Genomic DNA, 16,744 nt, shown 5'->3' on the forward strand with positions numbered 1-16,744 from the left:
AAATGAAAATGAATTCTAGAATTTTAAAACTCGTGCTTGTATTTATAGGTATAAGCACTATATCATGCTCTGATGATTATCTGGACGAAGTAACCTATGGAGAAGTTTCGCCGGAAGAAATGACTAAACCCGAAAATGTAGAAAGAGCCATAATCTCAGCCTATAGTGTTCTAAATGGCCAGTTTGACGGCGCTTCTAATGCTTACAACTCTCCTGCTTCAAATTGGAGTTTTGGAGATGTTATTTCAGACGATGCTTATAAAGGTGGTGGTGGAACTGGTGACCAAAATAATATTCATCAAATGGAAATTTTTAATACCAACCCTACCACGCTAGATATAGAACGCAAATGGATGGCGCTTTATGAAGGTGTTAAAAGAGTAAATGAAGCTATGCGTTTATTGGCCGCTTCAGAAAATTTCGAGGAAAACCTTAAAACCCAACGCCAGGCAGAATTACGCTTTTTACGTGGCCATTATTATTTTGAATTAAAAAAGATCTACAATCATATTCCTTATATCGACGAATCGGCTGCGGAGGTTCAGGATTATGCAAAATCGAATACAGAATTTACTTCAGAAGAATTATGGGGTAAAATTGAAGAAGATTTTCAGGCAGCCCAAAGCGTATTACCAGAAACTCAAACTGAGGTTGGAAGACCTACCAGCATAGCCGCAAAGGCATATTTGGCTAAGACCTATTTATTTCAGAAAAAATGGCAATTGGCCTATGATGCCACTAGCGATGTGATGAATAGTAATTACGGACTTATGGACGATTTTCAGGAATTATTCTTACCTGAGAATGATAATAATAAAGAAATTATTTTCGCTGTTCAACACAGTATTAACGATGGGCAACCAGATAATTATAATGGTAGTATTGGTGATCGTTTATTAGCGCCAGGCGGCCCTTTTTATTCGCAATATGGTTTTCATAGACCATCACAGAATTTAGTTAATGCATTTAAGGTAAATTCAAATGGTTTGCCAGCAAAAAGTAATGAAAATTTAACTGATAGTGATGCTGTAGATCCTAGAATTGATATTACATTGGGAAGACCTGGTGTTCCTTATAAAGATCTTGATATTCTTTACGAAGCTGATTGGGCAAGAGATCTGGCCACTTACGGAGAATTTAGCCCTAAAAAACGAATAGTTTCGGCTAACTCAGCTTACCATCTAGAAGTTTGGCCTTATGTAAGTGCTTTAAACTACTATATTATAAGATTTGGTGAGGTAATTCTTTGGAAAGCTGAAGCTGCCGCAGAGTTAGGTAAACTGGAAGAAGCACGCCAGTTGGTGAATCAAATAAGGGAAAGAGCTAAAAATTCGGCTTACGTAAAAACGTTAGATGGATCTGAGGATGCCGGGAATTATCAAATAGAACTTTATAATTCCCCTTGGACAGATCAAAACGCGGCCATAGAAGCTGTTAGAATGGAGTCCAGATTAGAATTGGCGCTTGAGGGACATCGATTCTTTAACCTTGTACGATGGGGAATCGCAGACAAAGTGATTAACGATTATCTTGAAGTAGAGAAAAATAGAAGATCACATTTATCTAATGCAGAATTTTCTGCTGGAAAAAACGAATATATGCCAATTCCACAAGCATATATCGATGGTTTAGAAGACGGTTTAGTTACCCAAAACGATGGGTACTAGTTTGATTTGTTTTGATTATTTACAGGGGTTGGAAACAGCCCCTGTTTTTATTTTTTAAATTATGAAAAAACACCTGCTATTTTTAGTAATCTTTATAGCTTATATTACAAGCTATGCTCAGGAATATTCCAGTCCTGAAGTGTATAATACCTTATCCCAAAAAAACTTTTATTTACTAAATGCTATTCAAAATGATAATGTGATTAAAGAAATTTTGATTAAGGACGATATATTATCAGAAATATTTAAAGACCAAAAAGATGCTATTTCAAAAGTATTAAAAGAGGATTCGAAAAATCTAGATAGCCTTATATCTCCATACATATTTAGTACAAAAAGCGCTAAAAAAATAACCGAAAATCTATACCGAATTTTTCAAGATTCCAAAAAATTCAGGAATTTTATAAATGCCGATATTCGTAATTCTGGAGCTTATATTTTATATAACGATTTGGAAGATCAAGAATTTATTCAAAAAATATGGAATCTTAATGCTGAAGGAATTAATCACATTCTAAATACCTACGGAAAAGGAAAATTACCTCAATATGCAAGCATAGATTCTGTTTCTTATGATGTAACTAGCGATTATTATAAGGGAGCAGTAAAAATGTGGAGTAAGCATATTTATTCTGAAACTAAAGAGAAGCAAACCTGGTTTAGCCCTTCCCTAAACTTAGCATTATCGCTGTTGTATCTTAATCATCGTGACGAAGCAGCTCGCTATGAACCTTTAGAAAAATTAGAAAACAAAAAAACAGTTGAAAATATTAAGAATATCGATTTTGAAGCATTCCCTTACGCGTCGATTTTAATTTTGGGTAACGGCCCTGAAAATTATCGTGATCGCCTCTCGGCATTAGGGAAATTAAATATTAAACTTGGAGTGAAGGAATATCTTGATGGAAAAGCGCCAATAATAGTAGTAAGTGGTGGTCACGCCCATCCTTTTAGGGCTGAATACTGCGAAGCTATAGAAATGAAAAAAGAATTAATTACTGAATATCATATCCCTGAAGATCATATTATCATAGAACCACATGCAAGGCATACCACTACTAACCTAAGAAATACCGCAAGATTATATATTCAATATAATATCCCTATGAGCAAAGCTCATCTTGTTGTTACAAACAATGGACACAGCCAGTATGTTAGCAGTAACAATTTTCTAGACCGTTGTGTAAAAGAATTAGGCTATTTACCGGCTAAAATTAAATCCAGAATAAATAATACGGCTGTAGAGTTTGTACCATTAAAAACGTCATTACAACAAAATCCATTAGAACCCTTAGATCCTTAAATTATGAATAAAAACTGCTTGCTATTATTTATAATCATATGCACAACTCTAGCATGTTCAGAGCGTAATAAAAAAAGAAAAGAAACATCAACAAATCAAGTAAATGTTTTTTTAGGAACATCTGGGGATCATGGTCAAATGTCTCCCGCAGCTTCTTCTCCTTTTAATATGATGAGCATTGGACCGCAAACAAATCCTCATACCCACACAGGCTATGAGTATTATGCAAAAAATTTTGATGGTTTCACCCATACAAGGATAGAGGGTGTTGGTTGCAAAGGAAGTGGTGGTAATATTTTAATTAAACCAATATTAGAAGATAATAAAAATACTATACTACGTAAAATAAAAGAGGAAGCTACTCCTGGATTTTACAGCGTTGCTTTTGAGAATGGAATAAAAGCTGAAATGAGTGTTAACCATAATTTCGGTATCCATGAATATCAATTTCCCCAAAAAAAGAGTAGTATTTTAATTGATCTATCTTATGCCTTCGAAAACAGGTTTGTTGCAGAAGAGCATACAATCAACGAAAATACGATTTCAGGATTTATCGATACAAAAACTACATGCGGTGCCGGAAAGTATCGTATTTATTATAGCATTGAAATTGATAATTTAGATACGATTAAGGGAATTGATGACCATGTATTATTAGCCACTCGAAAAGATACACTAGCTAATATGAAAGTTAAAATAGGTTTCTCTTCTGTAAATACGAAATATGCCCAAAAACAAATCAAAAATAATTCTGACTCTATTGAAACCATAAAAAAGAAAACTGCAAAATCTTGGGAAAAATTGCTTTCAAAAGTTCAAGTTGAAGGAGAAACAGAACGTAAAAAACTATTTTATTCTTTATTATACAGAGGGCTTCAAGCGCCTTACCTAATTTCTGAAAACGATGGTACCTATCGGGCTATAGACGGCTCAATGCAAAAATCTAAACATCCGGTTTACAATGGATGGGCAATTTGGGACAATTATCGAGAGCAATTACCAATGTTATCTTTATTATATCCAGAAAAATTTGAATCGATCGCAAAGTCAATAGGTAATTTATATAAATTTGGTAAAAAAGATTGGGCTACTGAACATGAGCCTTCCCCAACCGTAAGAACAGAACATGCAAGCGTAGTACTTTTAGATGCTTACAAAAAAGGGTATCCTATTGATTTTGAATCCATAAAAAAACACCTTATTAAAGAAGCAGATCAACTCGACTATTCTTCACCAAATAAAGCATTGGAAAGCGCTTATGATAATTGGGCAATTTCTGAAATATTTGAGATTATTGACGATACACTAATAAGCAAAAAGTATAAAGAGAAAGCATCGGAGTATAAAAACGCGTGGTTAAATGATTTTGCTGATTTATCTAAACCCGACATAGATAATATGCAAGCTAGGGGATTATACCAGGGAACTATTTGGCAATATCGTTGGTTCGTACCTTTTGACATAGCCGGTTTAAAAAAATTGACTGGAAACGAGGATGAATTTTTAAAACAGCTAGACCAATTTTTCAATGATAATAATTATAATCATGCAAATCAGCCAGATTTACAAGTACCCGGACTTTATAATGCAACTAAACAACCATGGAAATCGCAAAAGCTATTTAGAGAATTACTTTTAGATACTGTAGTTCAAAATTATTTTAATAATAATAGTAAAGGAGTAGATCCTTATGTAGGCAGGATATACAAATTACAGCCAAAAAGTTATCTAAGAACTATGGATGATGATGCTGGTACCATGTCTTCATGGTTTGTAATGAGAAGCTTGGGCCTCTCCCCTGCTAATGTGGGAGATCCAATTTATTACTTAACGGCTCCAATATTTAAATCTATTAAGATTAAGGTTGATAATGATAATTCATTTACAATAAGGGTAAAAAATTATCATAAGGATCATTTCTATATTCAATCAGCTTATCTAAATGGCGTAAAAATTGAAAGAAATTGGCTAACTCAAGATGAAATTAGAAAAGGTGGGGATTTAATTTTAGAGACTTCTTCTAAACCAAATAAAAAATGGGGAATAAAAAATCAATGGATTTCGAATTTAGAAAAACCGCTATAAGAGAAAGTGCGAAATTTTAATACATTTTTAGGCTTAATCTATTGCCAGAAGGAGCTATTTGTGAATAAATTAAAGATTAGTAAAATATCTGGAAAATATTCTTTTTTAGGTAATCCAATTAATTAAGCATTTCAATTAAACTCTGGATATTATAATCTGTTTATCAATATTCGATGTATTTCTAGCAAAGCCTATTTCAGTCTAAAATTTATAGAATACATATAATTTTTAAAAAATATCTAAGACGGAAATTGAATCAATTTCCGTCTTAGATATTTATTCATTTAGTCTAAAACATCCACAGAGGTTGCTTTAAAACCTTTAGGAGACATTTCCTTTTTAAAGCTCACTTTTACGCGTTCAGATAACGGCTTAAGCACATCATTACTGTGAACAAATATATTCTCTCCAGATTCGTCCTCTTTAATAAAACCAAAGCCTTTACTATCAAAATAAGAAATTACCACACCTGTTTTACGAGTTTCTACCCGTTCTTCTCGATCGTGATCCAGATTAATATCTTCCGCATTAATTTCCTGCCTTTTACTTTCGTTTGGCGGGGTATCAGTCAAATTTCCATTCTCATCAACATACGCAATCATATCTTCAAAGCTTTTACCCTTGTCATTTTCTGTTTTGCGTTCTTCTCTTCGCTGAGCTTTCAGCTTCTTCTTTAATAATTTCTTTTTGGCATTTTGTTTTTTAGAAAAGGAGTCTCCCATATAAAATAATTAGATTAATATTTAGTACTCAGCAAATATTGCTGAACATATTCGATATTTCTTAGAATTATAGTACTTAAAGATGCACATATAATATCACAATGTGCTTTTTAGAAAGATAAACCCAGCGTGAATGAATAATGCTGAGAATTGGTTGTACATACTAATTGGTAGCTGAAAAATGAAAATTGAAAGATCGATTAAATACATCAATCATTATTTAAGTCAGCAAATACCATTTTTGAAATATATTGCAAATATACTATTTATTCGTGAGCTTATTGGGATAATTTGATGTTTTCTGATCTACTTCTATTCTTTACGATAAAGGAGAGCAACTTATTATCTAAAAAAAGAAAAGGATGCAGTCCCTAAACTCCATCCCCGGGCTAATTCTTATATAGATTGAAATAAAAAGGGGGTGTGACGATTATTTCAGAATTGCCCCCTTCTTTTCCATTTCAATTTATTTACGACAAATATAAATTTAAAGAAATACTTCTTAACAGATTCAATATTAACAAATTAATAATAATTTATTTCTAAATTATTAATTAGTCAACATATTATCATAGTTGGAATTATCTAAAAACAAAAAAGCCTTAATCAAAAGACTAAAGCTTTTTCTAAGCCGCTAAAAGTTGGAAATTATAAGGTTTGGTTAATCGCGACCGTAAAATCAACCTAAAAATTTTCGTTTAAAGATTTATTATATGCTATTTATAGTGTAACGACTATAACTCTTTAAATAACTCAATTTTTTATGAAATATTGCTTTAGCTGTGACATAAATTATTTTACATCTTTTGGAAAAGCGCTTAAAGAAAAGTCAAATTTGAATTCCTTCTTTTCAGCATATTAAATAGCTAAACTCAGATAAGCGCTGAACTATAATTTTAAAGATTTGTATTAATACATTAGGCACGCAGAAAAATTATTTCTATAATCCCTGATCTTGTTTGTACTGGATTTAATTTAAAAATTCAATACAAACAGGTGTTGGTACGGCCACTGGATCTCCCAAAGCTTCTAATGTACCATTTGTTTCATCAATCTTAAACGATTGGATATCGCCAGAATCCTGATTGGCTGCATAAAGATAACTTCCGTTTTTAGATATAGCGAAGTTACGCGGGGTTTTTCCGTTAGTACTTTCAAAACCTAATTGCTTAATCTCCCCGTTTTCTTTATTGATTTTAAAAATAGCAATACTGTTATGACCGCGATTAGAAGCATATAAATAATCTCCTGAAGGCGAAATGTGAATATCGGCGCCGCTATTATCTTCTTCAAAATCTTCGGGAATACTAGAAACCGAATTTAGTAATGTTAAACCTCCATTTTCTTCCACCTTAAAAACACTTATAGTACTATTTAATTCGTTCATACTGTAAGCAAATTTTTGATCTTTGCTGAATTCGAAATGTCTTGGCCCGGCACCTTTTGCTAAAGAAACCGATTCTTGTTCATTTTTCTGAATTGTTTTTTCTTCGGCATCAAGATCGTAGATCCAAATTTTGTCTAAACCAAGATCACAGATATAAACATGCTTGTTATCTTCAGAAATTGAAACCGAATGGGTATGCGATTTTTCCGAATTTGGCATATTAAGCTGCTTATGCTTTTCTAAACTTCCGTCCTGCTGAATGCGATACATCACCACTACTCCACCCATGTAATTAGATACAAAAGCAAAATTATCTGTTTTATCTATTTCGATATGGCATGGTGCAAAGGCCTCTGTAGAAACTTTATCTACTTCATATAAACTATCATTATCCTGAACCTGAAAACTATGTATAAAGCCAGAGGTTCCGTCTTTATCTCCTAACTCGCTTACAGCATATAAATATTTGTTATCACTGGTAAGCTTTACAAAGGATGGATTGGTAACTTCAGCTAATGTTTTTTCTAATCTTATTTCACCTGTTTCAGGATCTTGTTTTATGGACAGAATACCATCGGCCTTGCCATCTACATGACCTTCCTTTTTTGTATAGGTGCCTATGAATGCGGTATTTAAACTTGCGTTCTTTTCATTCATTTTAGAAATATTTTCTTCACTTTCTTTGTTTTCATTTTTACAACCAGTAAGTGAGAGGCCTGTAAAAACCATGGCTATAGCCAATTTTTTATTGATCATATTCATTATTTTAATCACAAAGGTAATTTGGAAATTTTAGCTTAAAGCCATTTTTTTCGTTTAAAATAATAAAGCATTAAAAAGAAAACCACGATCATTACCCCCCAAAGAACAAAGTAGCTGTATTTCCATTTTAATTCTGGCATATATTCGAAATTCATTCCGTAGATACCAGCAATAAATGTTAACGGTATAAAAATAGAAGCCATGATGGTAAGCACTTTCATCACTTCATTCATTTTATTACTAATTGTAGTCATATACATATCCATTAAACTCCAGATCATCTCTCTATAAATATCTATATTTTCTGAAATCTGAATAATATGGTCTACTAAATCCCGTAAATAATTCCCTGTTTTTTCTTCGATTATGGGATGCTGAATTTTCTCTAATCTGCCAAGTACTTCACGCAACGGAAAAACCGCCCTTCTTATTCTAACAATGGCTCTTTTTAATTCCTGAATTTCCCTTACCAGATCATCATCCTGATTATTAAGAAAAAGTTGATCTTCAAATCCTTCAATTTTCTCACTAATATCTTCTATAACCACAAAATAATTATCGATAATAGCATCTAGCAACGCAAACAAAAGATAATCTGCTTTGCGATTTCTTATACGTCCTTTCTTTTGCTCTATTCGCTCCCGTACGCCATCAAAAACATCACCTCCTGCTTCCTGAAAAGTCAAAACATAATCTTTACCAACTACAAGACTAATGTGCTCTATTTCTAAAGTTCCATCTGCATTATAATAAAGCATTTTGGCTACAATAAAAAGATAATCTTGATACTCGTCTATTTTAGGCCGCTGATTGGTATTTGCAATATCTTCTAAAATAAGAGGATGCAGCTCATAGTATTTACCAAGCTTTTCAATTTCTTCGGTATTATTTAGACCGTCGATATTTATCCAGGTAATTTTAGATTCATCTACAAAATTTAAGGCATCCTGTGGATTCTTTGATTTAAAACGCTCAAAATGATTTGCATTATAATCAATTACATCTAATAAAGTTTCAGTATGTTCTTTATTTCCAACATAGGTTACTGTTCCCGGAATTTGGTTTAGGGCTTTGCTAGACTTAGGTCTGCGCAGCGAGAGTCGTTTCCTTTTTGTTTTCGACATAAGACAAGTTTAGAAGCTAAATGTAATAATATTCCTTAATTTCAACTTGATTTTTATTTTTGGCTTTTCCAGGCTGCTTTCTTTTTTAACTTTGCAATATGGAGAAACAGCAGTTGCATAATACACTAAAAGAATATTTTGGTTACGACAAGTTTAGACCATTACAGGAAACTATCATTCAATCTATTTTCGAAGGGAATGATAATTTAGTGATTATGCCTACCGGTGGCGGTAAATCTATTTGTTACCAGTTACCCGCAATTTTATTACCAAAACTTACTATCGTTATTTCTCCGCTTATCGCTTTGATGAAAGACCAGGTAGATGGTTTAAAAGCAAATGGTATTGAAGCTGAATTTTTAAATAGTAGCCAGGATTCGGCAGATCAAGAAAGCATTTTTCAGAAAATTGATAAGAATGAACTGAAATTACTGTATATCGCTCCTGAAAGTTTGCAGATTTTAGATCGATTTTTAACTGAAGAAACCGTTAGTTTAATTGCTATCGACGAAGCGCATTGTATATCCAGCTGGGGACACGATTTTAGACCAGCTTATACCCAACTTGGGTATTTAAAGAATCGATTTTCTAAAACTCCAATAGTTGCATTAACCGCTACAGCAGATAAGGCGACACGCCACGACATCTGCCAACAGCTTAGTATTCCTGATGCCAAAAAACATATTTCTTCTTTCGATCGAAAAAATTTGAGTCTTGAAGTTCGGCAGGGAATCAAACGATTTGAGCAAATCGCAAAGTTCATTAAAAGCCGACCTAATGAAAGCGGAATAATTTACTGTCTTAGCCGAAAAAACACAGAAGAACTTGCCGAAAAACTCCAGCAAAAAGGTCTTGATGCAAAGGCTTATCATGCGGGATTGAAACATGAAGAACGCGAGAGCATTCAAGACGATTTTATAAACGATAAAACCGAAATTATCTGTGCTACCATCGCATTTGGAATGGGGATCGATAAATCCAATATCCGTTGGGTTATTCATTATAACATGCCTAAAAATCTGGAGGGTTATTACCAGGAAATTGGGCGCGCCGGGCGTGATGGTTTACCTTCAGATACGTTGTTATTTCATAGCTATGCAGATGTTGTACAGCTACAACGTTTTGCTGAAAACACTAAGAATAAAGATATCCAGATTGCCAAGTTAGACCGAATGAAACAATATGCTGAAGCGCTAACATGTCGCCGAAAAATATTGCTAAGTTACTTTGGGGAGATCAAACAAGAAGATTGCGGCAACTGCGATATTTGTAAAAATCCACCACAGTTTTTTGACGGGACAGTTGCTGCACAAAAAGCACTTTCTTGTATTTATAGACTAAAAGGCAAAGAACCTATCACTACAGTTGTAGATGTGCTGCGTGGTAGCCAAAATGAGCAAACGCTATCTAAAAATTACAATCAACTATCAACTTACGGCGTTGGCAAAGATATTTCTTGGAATAACTGGCAACAGTATATACTACAGTTAATTAATTTGGGGTATGCTGAAATTGCTTTCCATCAGGGTAATGCTTTAAAATTGACTAAACATGCCAAAGCGGTTCTTTTTGAAGGAAGTAAAGTACATTTGGCTAAAATTCCAGATCGTAAAGTCCAAACCTCAACATCTGCCCAAACTTCAGATCAAGTTGCTTCAGAAAATTCACTTTTCGAAAAATTACGCCAACTTAGGTTAGAGATTGCGAGGGAAGAAGAAATCCCGGCTTATCTTATTTTCAACGATGCCACTTTAAAAGAAATGGAACGTTCACGACCAATGACCGATGAAGAATTTTTGCTCATAAATGGAGTTGGCCGCAAGAAAATGGAAGAATATGGATATCGCTTCATAAAAGAAATCATCTCGTTTTCTAAGCAAAAAAGAACCCGCAAGAAACAAAAAAAAGGAAAAACCTATAAGATCACAGGTGAGCTTTATGCTGAAGGAAAAACTCCTGAAGAAATCGCCAAAGAACGAGAACTTTCTGAAATTACAATTATGTCTCATCTTTTAAAGCTTTATGAAGAGGGCGAAAATATCGATTTAACAAAGTTTGTATCAAAATCTGATATAAAAGCAGTTAGAAAAGCAAAAAAAGAACTTGGTGATCCAGATAAATTAAAACCTTATTTTGAACATTTTGAAGAAGCAATTCCCTACAACAATATAAAAATTGCTCTTAAAATTATCGAAAATGAAGACTAAATAATTTTATTCGAATTGCATGTCGTTTAGGATAAGTCCGCTTGCCGGTGCGCTATAATTCATTTGCAAATGATCATTACCTTCAGTAAGACTTTGCTCGATTTGAGATAAAGTAAATTCACCTCGTCCTAACTGAATCATAGCGCCCATCATTAAGCGCACCTGGTGGCGTAGAAAACCTTTTCCGTGAACTTGGAAGATGTATGATTTCTCCGGAAAGAAATTTGCGGTATAAAGATCATTCTCTACAATTTCAGCCTTTAATATTTCACGCTCAAACGTACTTTTTTCTGAAACTCGAACGCAGTAATTTCTGAAATTGTGTATGCCATTAAAAAGATCTGCACCCTTTTTCATCAATTCAATATCCAGATCAAACTGAAAGTTCGCCATAAATGGCGCGCAAAATGGATGATTTTTACTTCCAAAAGAGAATAAATAGGCGTATTCCTTGATCTTAGAGTGCTGAATGATATTAAAATTTGCATCTACTTCTTCAATATTAGTAACCCGAATATCTTGTGGTAAATTTAAATTAAAAAGCCCTAAGAAAGCTTCAAGATCTTCCAGAGGTTCTTCATCTACAAAAAGTTCGAAAGCAGATCCATTTGAAGATACCATAGCATCGGTACGGCTACAACCCAGTATTTTATATTTTGCCTCAGGCATCACATAACGGAGCGTTTTCGTGATCAAACCTTCTACCGTTTTTAAATTTGGTTGCTTTTGCCAGCCGTGTAAACGATAACCTAAATATTGCACTTTTATAAGATAATAATAACGGACTCTCTGCATTCTTAGATTTTCTACAAAAGTAAGAGAGTTTTGCAGTTTTAGCTAAATCTAAAAGATAATCAGTCTGAAATTTTATAAATATTGAATGCTGCTTTTGCTATGCTTAATAAACTTGCAGATACCCCAGAAGATAATGCGCATGTTATTTGATCTCCTTTTTTTGGGCGCTGAAGTGTGTTAATTTCAGAATGCACTTTAAACAAACTAGTACCTTTACTAAGCAATGCTAAAGCTTCTTCTTCCAAAAGCTCTACAAGATTAGTTGATACAGGTTTTTTCAGAATTCCTAATCTCCCACCACCACCAAAAGCCAAAGAAGTTAAAGAATTAGACCTGTAAAAATAATTGATACTGTAAATACCATCTTCGGGAACTTTATAATAATCCTCGCTAATTCAAAATTCTCTGAACCAATTTTGCCATCACTTGGTGCAAAATTAATAGCTCTCCAATCTCCCAATAATGTAATATTAGCAAGTGTTGTTGAATTATTTGTAACAAGTTCGGAGACCGTACCATTAACATTACTAATATTTAAAGTATTTAATAATTCTTGTACGTTATTTTTTTTTATTACACCATCAGCGGTTGGCAATAAAATATGATCGCTAAGCTCTAGGTTCAGTTTTTCATCGATGGATCTAATCTTTACTTTTCCATTAACGTCCAGCGTCATTAATATATCGGGTGATGTTGTATTAATACCAACCTGTGCCCACATCTTAAAATGCAGCATAAAACAAACAAAGTAATTAAAAATTTTCATAGACTATCAGTTATAATTAAAACTTCAAAGTCTAAGGTTTTCGCGAATTACATTTACAATTAAATTTAAAAAAAACGATTAAAAGCAATTTTTATAGGGTTAAATGCTAATATTTACGCAAAAATAAATAAAATCTTACAAATTAAATAATTTAACAAAGTATAACGTTTTAGCATAAATATAAAAATTAGTAAACAAGCTATATTAGGTAAGCAAATGAATAAACTCTACTTTTGCGCTATTACTAATTTGATATTTATCGATTTAAAAGACGAAATAAACGGTTTTTTAGCAGCTCCCACTATCTGGGATTCCAATACTATTTTTTTTGGATTGCATGCTTTCGAGTTACCCAAAAAATCAGTCAACTTCAACGATTTATCGAGACTGGAAAATCAAATAAAGGATATTTATGTATTGGGAAAGCGAGTAGAAAGATTTTTCGAATTTCAGATTTTAAATTCGAAAATTTTCGATCTAAGAATTAGTAACCTGCAAATTTTCGAAGATAAAAAAACTTTAGGCGAGTTAGATTTTATTCTGAAAGAGAAAGACACGAATCAATCTATACATGTAGAATTAGTGTATAAATTCTATGTGTATGATCCTTCTTATAAAAACGAACTTTCCAGATGGATTGGCCCTAATCGCAGGGATTCTTTACTCGAAAAAATCGATAAACTGAAATCTAAGCAACTTCCGCTACTTTATAAAAAAAGAACACAGGATATCCTTAATGGGAAATATATACCTACTAAAAATATCATTCAAAAAGTGTGCTATAAGGCGAGTTTATTTGTACCAAAGAATCTACTAGGCAGCACTTTTCCTAAAATCAACAACGATTGCATCAAAGGATATTATATTACGTTAAAAGAATTTGCTTCAAATAAATACGAAACAAAATATTTTTATAGCCCACAAAAACAGTTTTGGCCGGTAGATCCTATTAAAAATGAAGCATGGTTTTCGTATCAGGAAATTCTTCCGCAGATAAAGAAATTTATAAAAAATAAAAAAGCTCCTTTAGTCTGGATGAAGACAGACAAAGGTATAGAGCAGTTTTTTGTGGTCTGGTGGTAAATTTTCAGGAATTACTTAAGCAGTACAGCTTTTGCTTGTACCTTTGCGTCCTAATTTTCCAAAATGAGTGACAAGGTTAAAGAAGCGATTAAGACATCCTACCTAAGTATAGCAGGAAATGGAGTACTGGCCGTAGTGAAATTTTTAGCAGGCTTCTTTGGAAACTCCTACGCACTTATTGCAGATGCAATAGAATCTACCGCAGATGTCTTCTCTTCTATCCTAGTCCTTTTAGGTCTTCGATACGCCGCAAGACCTGCCGATGATAATCATCCATATGGGCATGGGCGCGTAGAGCCATTGGTAACCTTTGGTGTTGTTGGATTTTTAATCGTATCTGCTACGGTAATTGCCTACGAAAGTATCGAAAACATAAGAACTCCGCATGAGATTCCAGAACCATACACCCTTATCATTTTAGCCATAATCATTATTATCAAAGAAACTTTTTATAGAATTGTTTCTAAGAAAAGTGATGAAACTAAAAGTACTTCCCTAAAAGCAGATGCCTGGCATCACCGTAGTGATGCTATCACTTCTCTAACTGCCTTTATCGGGATTACCGTTGCGTTAATTATGGGCGATGGTTACGAAAGCGCAGACGATTGGGCTGCACTCCTAGCATCTGGATTTATCTTATTTAACGCGTATCTAATATTGCGACCCGCTCTGGGCGAAATTATGGACGAGCATATGTATGATGATCTTATCGAAGATATTCGAAAATCTGCTGAATCTGTAAACGGAGTGCTAGATACTGAAAAGTGTTTTGTTCGTAAAACCGGAATGACATTTCATGTGGATCTTCACATTAATGTTGATGCTCAAATAAGCGTAAAAGAAGGCCATGATATTGCGCATGAGGTAAAAGATACTCTAGTAGCTGAACTTCCTGAAATTGCCGATGTTCTTATTCATGTAGAGCCATCACATTAAATTTCCTTGATCGCTTCAGGAAAGTGTAAAATACAACTAAATCAAATTCCGCTCATCATTAAAACAAAGCTAATCTAATAAGGATTACTTTTTCTTATAAAACAATACCTTTGTATAAAATTGAAATGAATGGATAATAATCTAGCGGTACTTATAGATGGTGACAATATTCCCTCGGCCTATGTCAAAGAAATGATGGAAGAAATTGCAAAACATGGTAATCCTACTATAAAACGTATTTATGGTGATTGGACTAATCCACATCTTTCTAAATGGAAATCTGTCTTACTAGAAAACGCTGTAAGTCCCATACAGCAATATGGCTATACACAAGGTAAAAATGCAACCGATTCTGCCATGATTATCGATGCCATGGATATTTTATATTCTAACAAAGTTGACGGTTTTTGCTTGGTGAGCAGTGATAGTGACTTTACACGGCTGGCCACCCGATTAAGAGAAGCCGGGAAGCGCGTTATAGGTATTGGAGAAAAAAAGACACCAGATCCTTTTATCGTAGCCTGCGATCGTTTTATATATCTAGAGATTCTGAAAAATAAAGATAAAGAAGAAGAACAACCAGAAGCAGTAAAAGGAAAGCAACCTAAAAAATCGAATGTAGATCGCTTAACACCACGTGTAATTAAATACATTGCCAATACCATATCTGATGTTGCAGATGATGACGGCTGGGCTTTTATGGGAGACGTAGGGAGTTTGCTACAGAAAAAACAACCCAATTTTGATTCCCGTAATTATGGATTTCAAAAATTAACTCCAATGATCGCTTCTATAGACCAATTTGAAATAGAATCGCGTGAGAATAATAACAACAGCAAATTCAAACTTATTTTTGTTAGAAATAAAGAGTAATTTTTTCTATAATTTTACGCTGAACCAAGCTACTAACTCACATGTTAGTTAAAATTTATAATGAAAAAGGAGGCCTTATGGTTTCCTTTTTTTAATTTTAATAAAAAAATTATGCGAAGTTTAAAGAAAATTCATCAGGCAGAATGGCGTCCTATAGGAGATCTAGTTACTTATTCTCCTTTGCCAACGGCGAGCTTGCAAATGATCGATCCTTTTATTTTCCTAAACCATCATGGTCCACAGGTATATCCTGAAAATAACAATGGCTTGCCATTTGGCCCACATCCACATCGTGGTATGGAAACCGTGACTTTTATTTTAGATGGCGATATTGCGCACAAAGATTCTGGCGGACATAAAAGTGTTATTGAAAGCGGCGGTGTACAATGGATGACGGCCGGTAGCGGACTTATACATGCTGAAGTTTCTTCGGAAGAATTTAAGAAAAAAGGTGGTGATCTTGAAATCTTACAGCTTTGGGTAAATCTTCGCGCAAAGCATAAAATGGAAAAACCTAAATATATAGGTTTACAAAAAGATGATATTCCTGTTGCAATTACCGAAGATAAAAAAGTAAAAGCTCAGGTAGTTTCAGGTGAGTTAATTGGTATAAAAGGTGCTTTTAAAACCTTTACCGATATTAATCTATCTACCGTATTTTTTGAAGCAAATTCAGGTTTAAATATTGATATTCCTATTTCTCAGAATATATTCTTTTATGTAATCAAAGGAAGTTTAGAAGTAAACGGAAAAACAGTACAGGAAAGACATTTAGCTGAGTTTAATAACGATGATCCTAAACTTCAAATTTCAGCAACAGAAGAAAGCATTTTGTTGTTTGGTTTCGCCACTCCTTTTGAAGAACCTGTGGTTGCTCGTGGTCCTTTTGTGATGAATAGCATGCAGGAAATAGACGAAGCTTATCAGGACTTCCAGGCAGGAAAGATGGGACGATGGACGGAATAGAAAAAATTTCTACCTGAAATGAAGGTAGGTATTTAGTAATCAAACACCCTACTAATAATTTATTTTTT

At 33.7% G+C, this 16,744-nt stretch carries 14 protein-coding genes; 8 read left to right on the top strand and 6 right to left on the bottom strand.

Annotated elements, in window-relative coordinates:
* The first annotated feature begins 2 nt into the window (after positions 1 to 2).
* The 3 genes from PBT91_RS10420 (at position 3) to PBT91_RS10430 (ending at position 5,055) form a co-directional block, all read left to right on the top strand.
* Positions 3 to 1,667: a RagB/SusD family nutrient uptake outer membrane protein gene (locus PBT91_RS10420; RefSeq protein ID WP_270058404.1), complete on the top strand. Its 1,665-nt coding sequence runs from the start codon at positions 3 to 5 to the stop codon at positions 1,665 to 1,667.
* A gap of 61 nt (positions 1,668 to 1,728) precedes the next feature.
* On the top strand, positions 1,729 to 2,970 hold the full coding sequence (locus PBT91_RS10425) for a YdcF family protein (RefSeq protein WP_270058405.1): 1,242 nt from the start codon (positions 1,729 to 1,731) through the stop codon (positions 2,968 to 2,970).
* A 3-nt stretch (positions 2,971 to 2,973) separates the two neighbouring features.
* Entirely contained in the window at positions 2,974 to 5,055 is a 2,082-nt protein-coding gene (locus PBT91_RS10430; RefSeq protein ID WP_270058406.1) for a glycoside hydrolase domain-containing protein, read from the top strand.
* 284 nt (positions 5,056 to 5,339) lie between these two features.
* Here PBT91_RS10430 and PBT91_RS10435 read toward each other — a convergent pair whose 3' ends face one another.
* The 3 genes from PBT91_RS10435 to corA all read right to left on the bottom strand — a co-directional run bounded on the left by PBT91_RS10435 (position 5,340) and on the right by corA (position 9,050).
* Positions 5,340 to 5,777 carry a cold-shock protein gene (locus tag PBT91_RS10435; protein ID WP_270058407.1) on the bottom strand — a complete coding sequence of 146 codons (438 nt, stop codon included), beginning with the start codon at positions 5,775 to 5,777 and terminating at the stop codon, positions 5,340 to 5,342.
* Positions 5,778 to 6,747: 970 nt separating this feature from the next.
* Entirely contained in the window at positions 6,748 to 7,920 is a 1,173-nt protein-coding gene (locus PBT91_RS10440) for a lactonase family protein (protein ID WP_270058408.1), read from the bottom strand.
* Between the two features lie 41 nt (positions 7,921 to 7,961).
* Positions 7,962 to 9,050, bottom strand: coding sequence for a magnesium/cobalt transporter CorA (gene corA / locus PBT91_RS10445; protein WP_270058409.1), 1,089 nt, complete (start codon positions 9,048 to 9,050; stop codon positions 7,962 to 7,964).
* 98 nt (positions 9,051 to 9,148) lie between these two features.
* On the opposite strand from corA, the gene recQ reads away from it, so the two are divergent.
* Positions 9,149 to 11,257: a DNA helicase RecQ gene (gene recQ, locus PBT91_RS10450; RefSeq protein WP_270058410.1), complete on the top strand. Its 2,109-nt coding sequence runs from the start codon at positions 9,149 to 9,151 to the stop codon at positions 11,255 to 11,257.
* A gap of 6 nt (positions 11,258 to 11,263) precedes the next feature.
* Here recQ and truA read toward each other — a convergent pair whose 3' ends face one another.
* The 3 genes from truA to PBT91_RS10465 are packed head-to-tail and all read right to left on the bottom strand — an operon-like array spanning position 11,264 to position 12,788.
* Complete coding sequence (gene truA, locus PBT91_RS10455) at positions 11,264 to 12,052, bottom strand: tRNA pseudouridine(38-40) synthase TruA (RefSeq protein WP_270058411.1); 789 nt, start codon at positions 12,050 to 12,052, stop codon at positions 11,264 to 11,266.
* Positions 12,053 to 12,111: 59 nt separating this feature from the next.
* Positions 12,112 to 12,366 carry a hypothetical protein gene (locus tag PBT91_RS10460; protein ID WP_270058412.1) on the bottom strand — a complete coding sequence of 85 codons (255 nt, stop codon included), beginning with the start codon at positions 12,364 to 12,366 and terminating at the stop codon, positions 12,112 to 12,114.
* Positions 12,367 to 12,371: 5 nt separating this feature from the next.
* Positions 12,372 to 12,788: a hypothetical protein gene (locus PBT91_RS10465; protein WP_270058413.1), complete on the bottom strand. Its 417-nt coding sequence runs from the start codon at positions 12,786 to 12,788 to the stop codon at positions 12,372 to 12,374.
* A 246-nt stretch (positions 12,789 to 13,034) separates the two neighbouring features.
* Between PBT91_RS10465 and PBT91_RS10470 the strand changes: the two genes are divergently transcribed.
* From PBT91_RS10470 to PBT91_RS10485, 4 genes are all read left to right on the top strand, one after another.
* Positions 13,035 to 13,901, top strand: a complete 867-nt coding sequence (locus PBT91_RS10470) for a DUF1853 family protein (RefSeq protein ID WP_270058414.1) — start codon at positions 13,035 to 13,037, stop codon at positions 13,899 to 13,901.
* A 63-nt stretch (positions 13,902 to 13,964) separates the two neighbouring features.
* Positions 13,965 to 14,837, top strand: coding sequence for a cation diffusion facilitator family transporter (locus PBT91_RS10475; protein WP_270058415.1), 873 nt, complete (start codon positions 13,965 to 13,967; stop codon positions 14,835 to 14,837).
* 129 nt (positions 14,838 to 14,966) lie between these two features.
* A complete protein-coding gene (locus PBT91_RS10480) occupies positions 14,967 to 15,710 on the top strand; it encodes an NYN domain-containing protein (protein WP_270058416.1) in 744 nt (247 codons plus the stop codon).
* Positions 15,711 to 15,770: 60 nt separating this feature from the next.
* Positions 15,771 to 16,676 carry a pirin family protein gene (locus PBT91_RS10485; protein WP_270058417.1) on the top strand — a complete coding sequence of 302 codons (906 nt, stop codon included), beginning with the start codon at positions 15,771 to 15,773 and terminating at the stop codon, positions 16,674 to 16,676.
* The last annotated feature ends 68 nt before the right edge of the window (positions 16,677 to 16,744 follow it).

The sequence above is a fragment of the Zunongwangia sp. HGR-M22 genome (genome assembly GCF_027594425.1).
Classification (GTDB): Bacteria; Bacteroidota; Bacteroidia; order Flavobacteriales; family Flavobacteriaceae; genus Zunongwangia.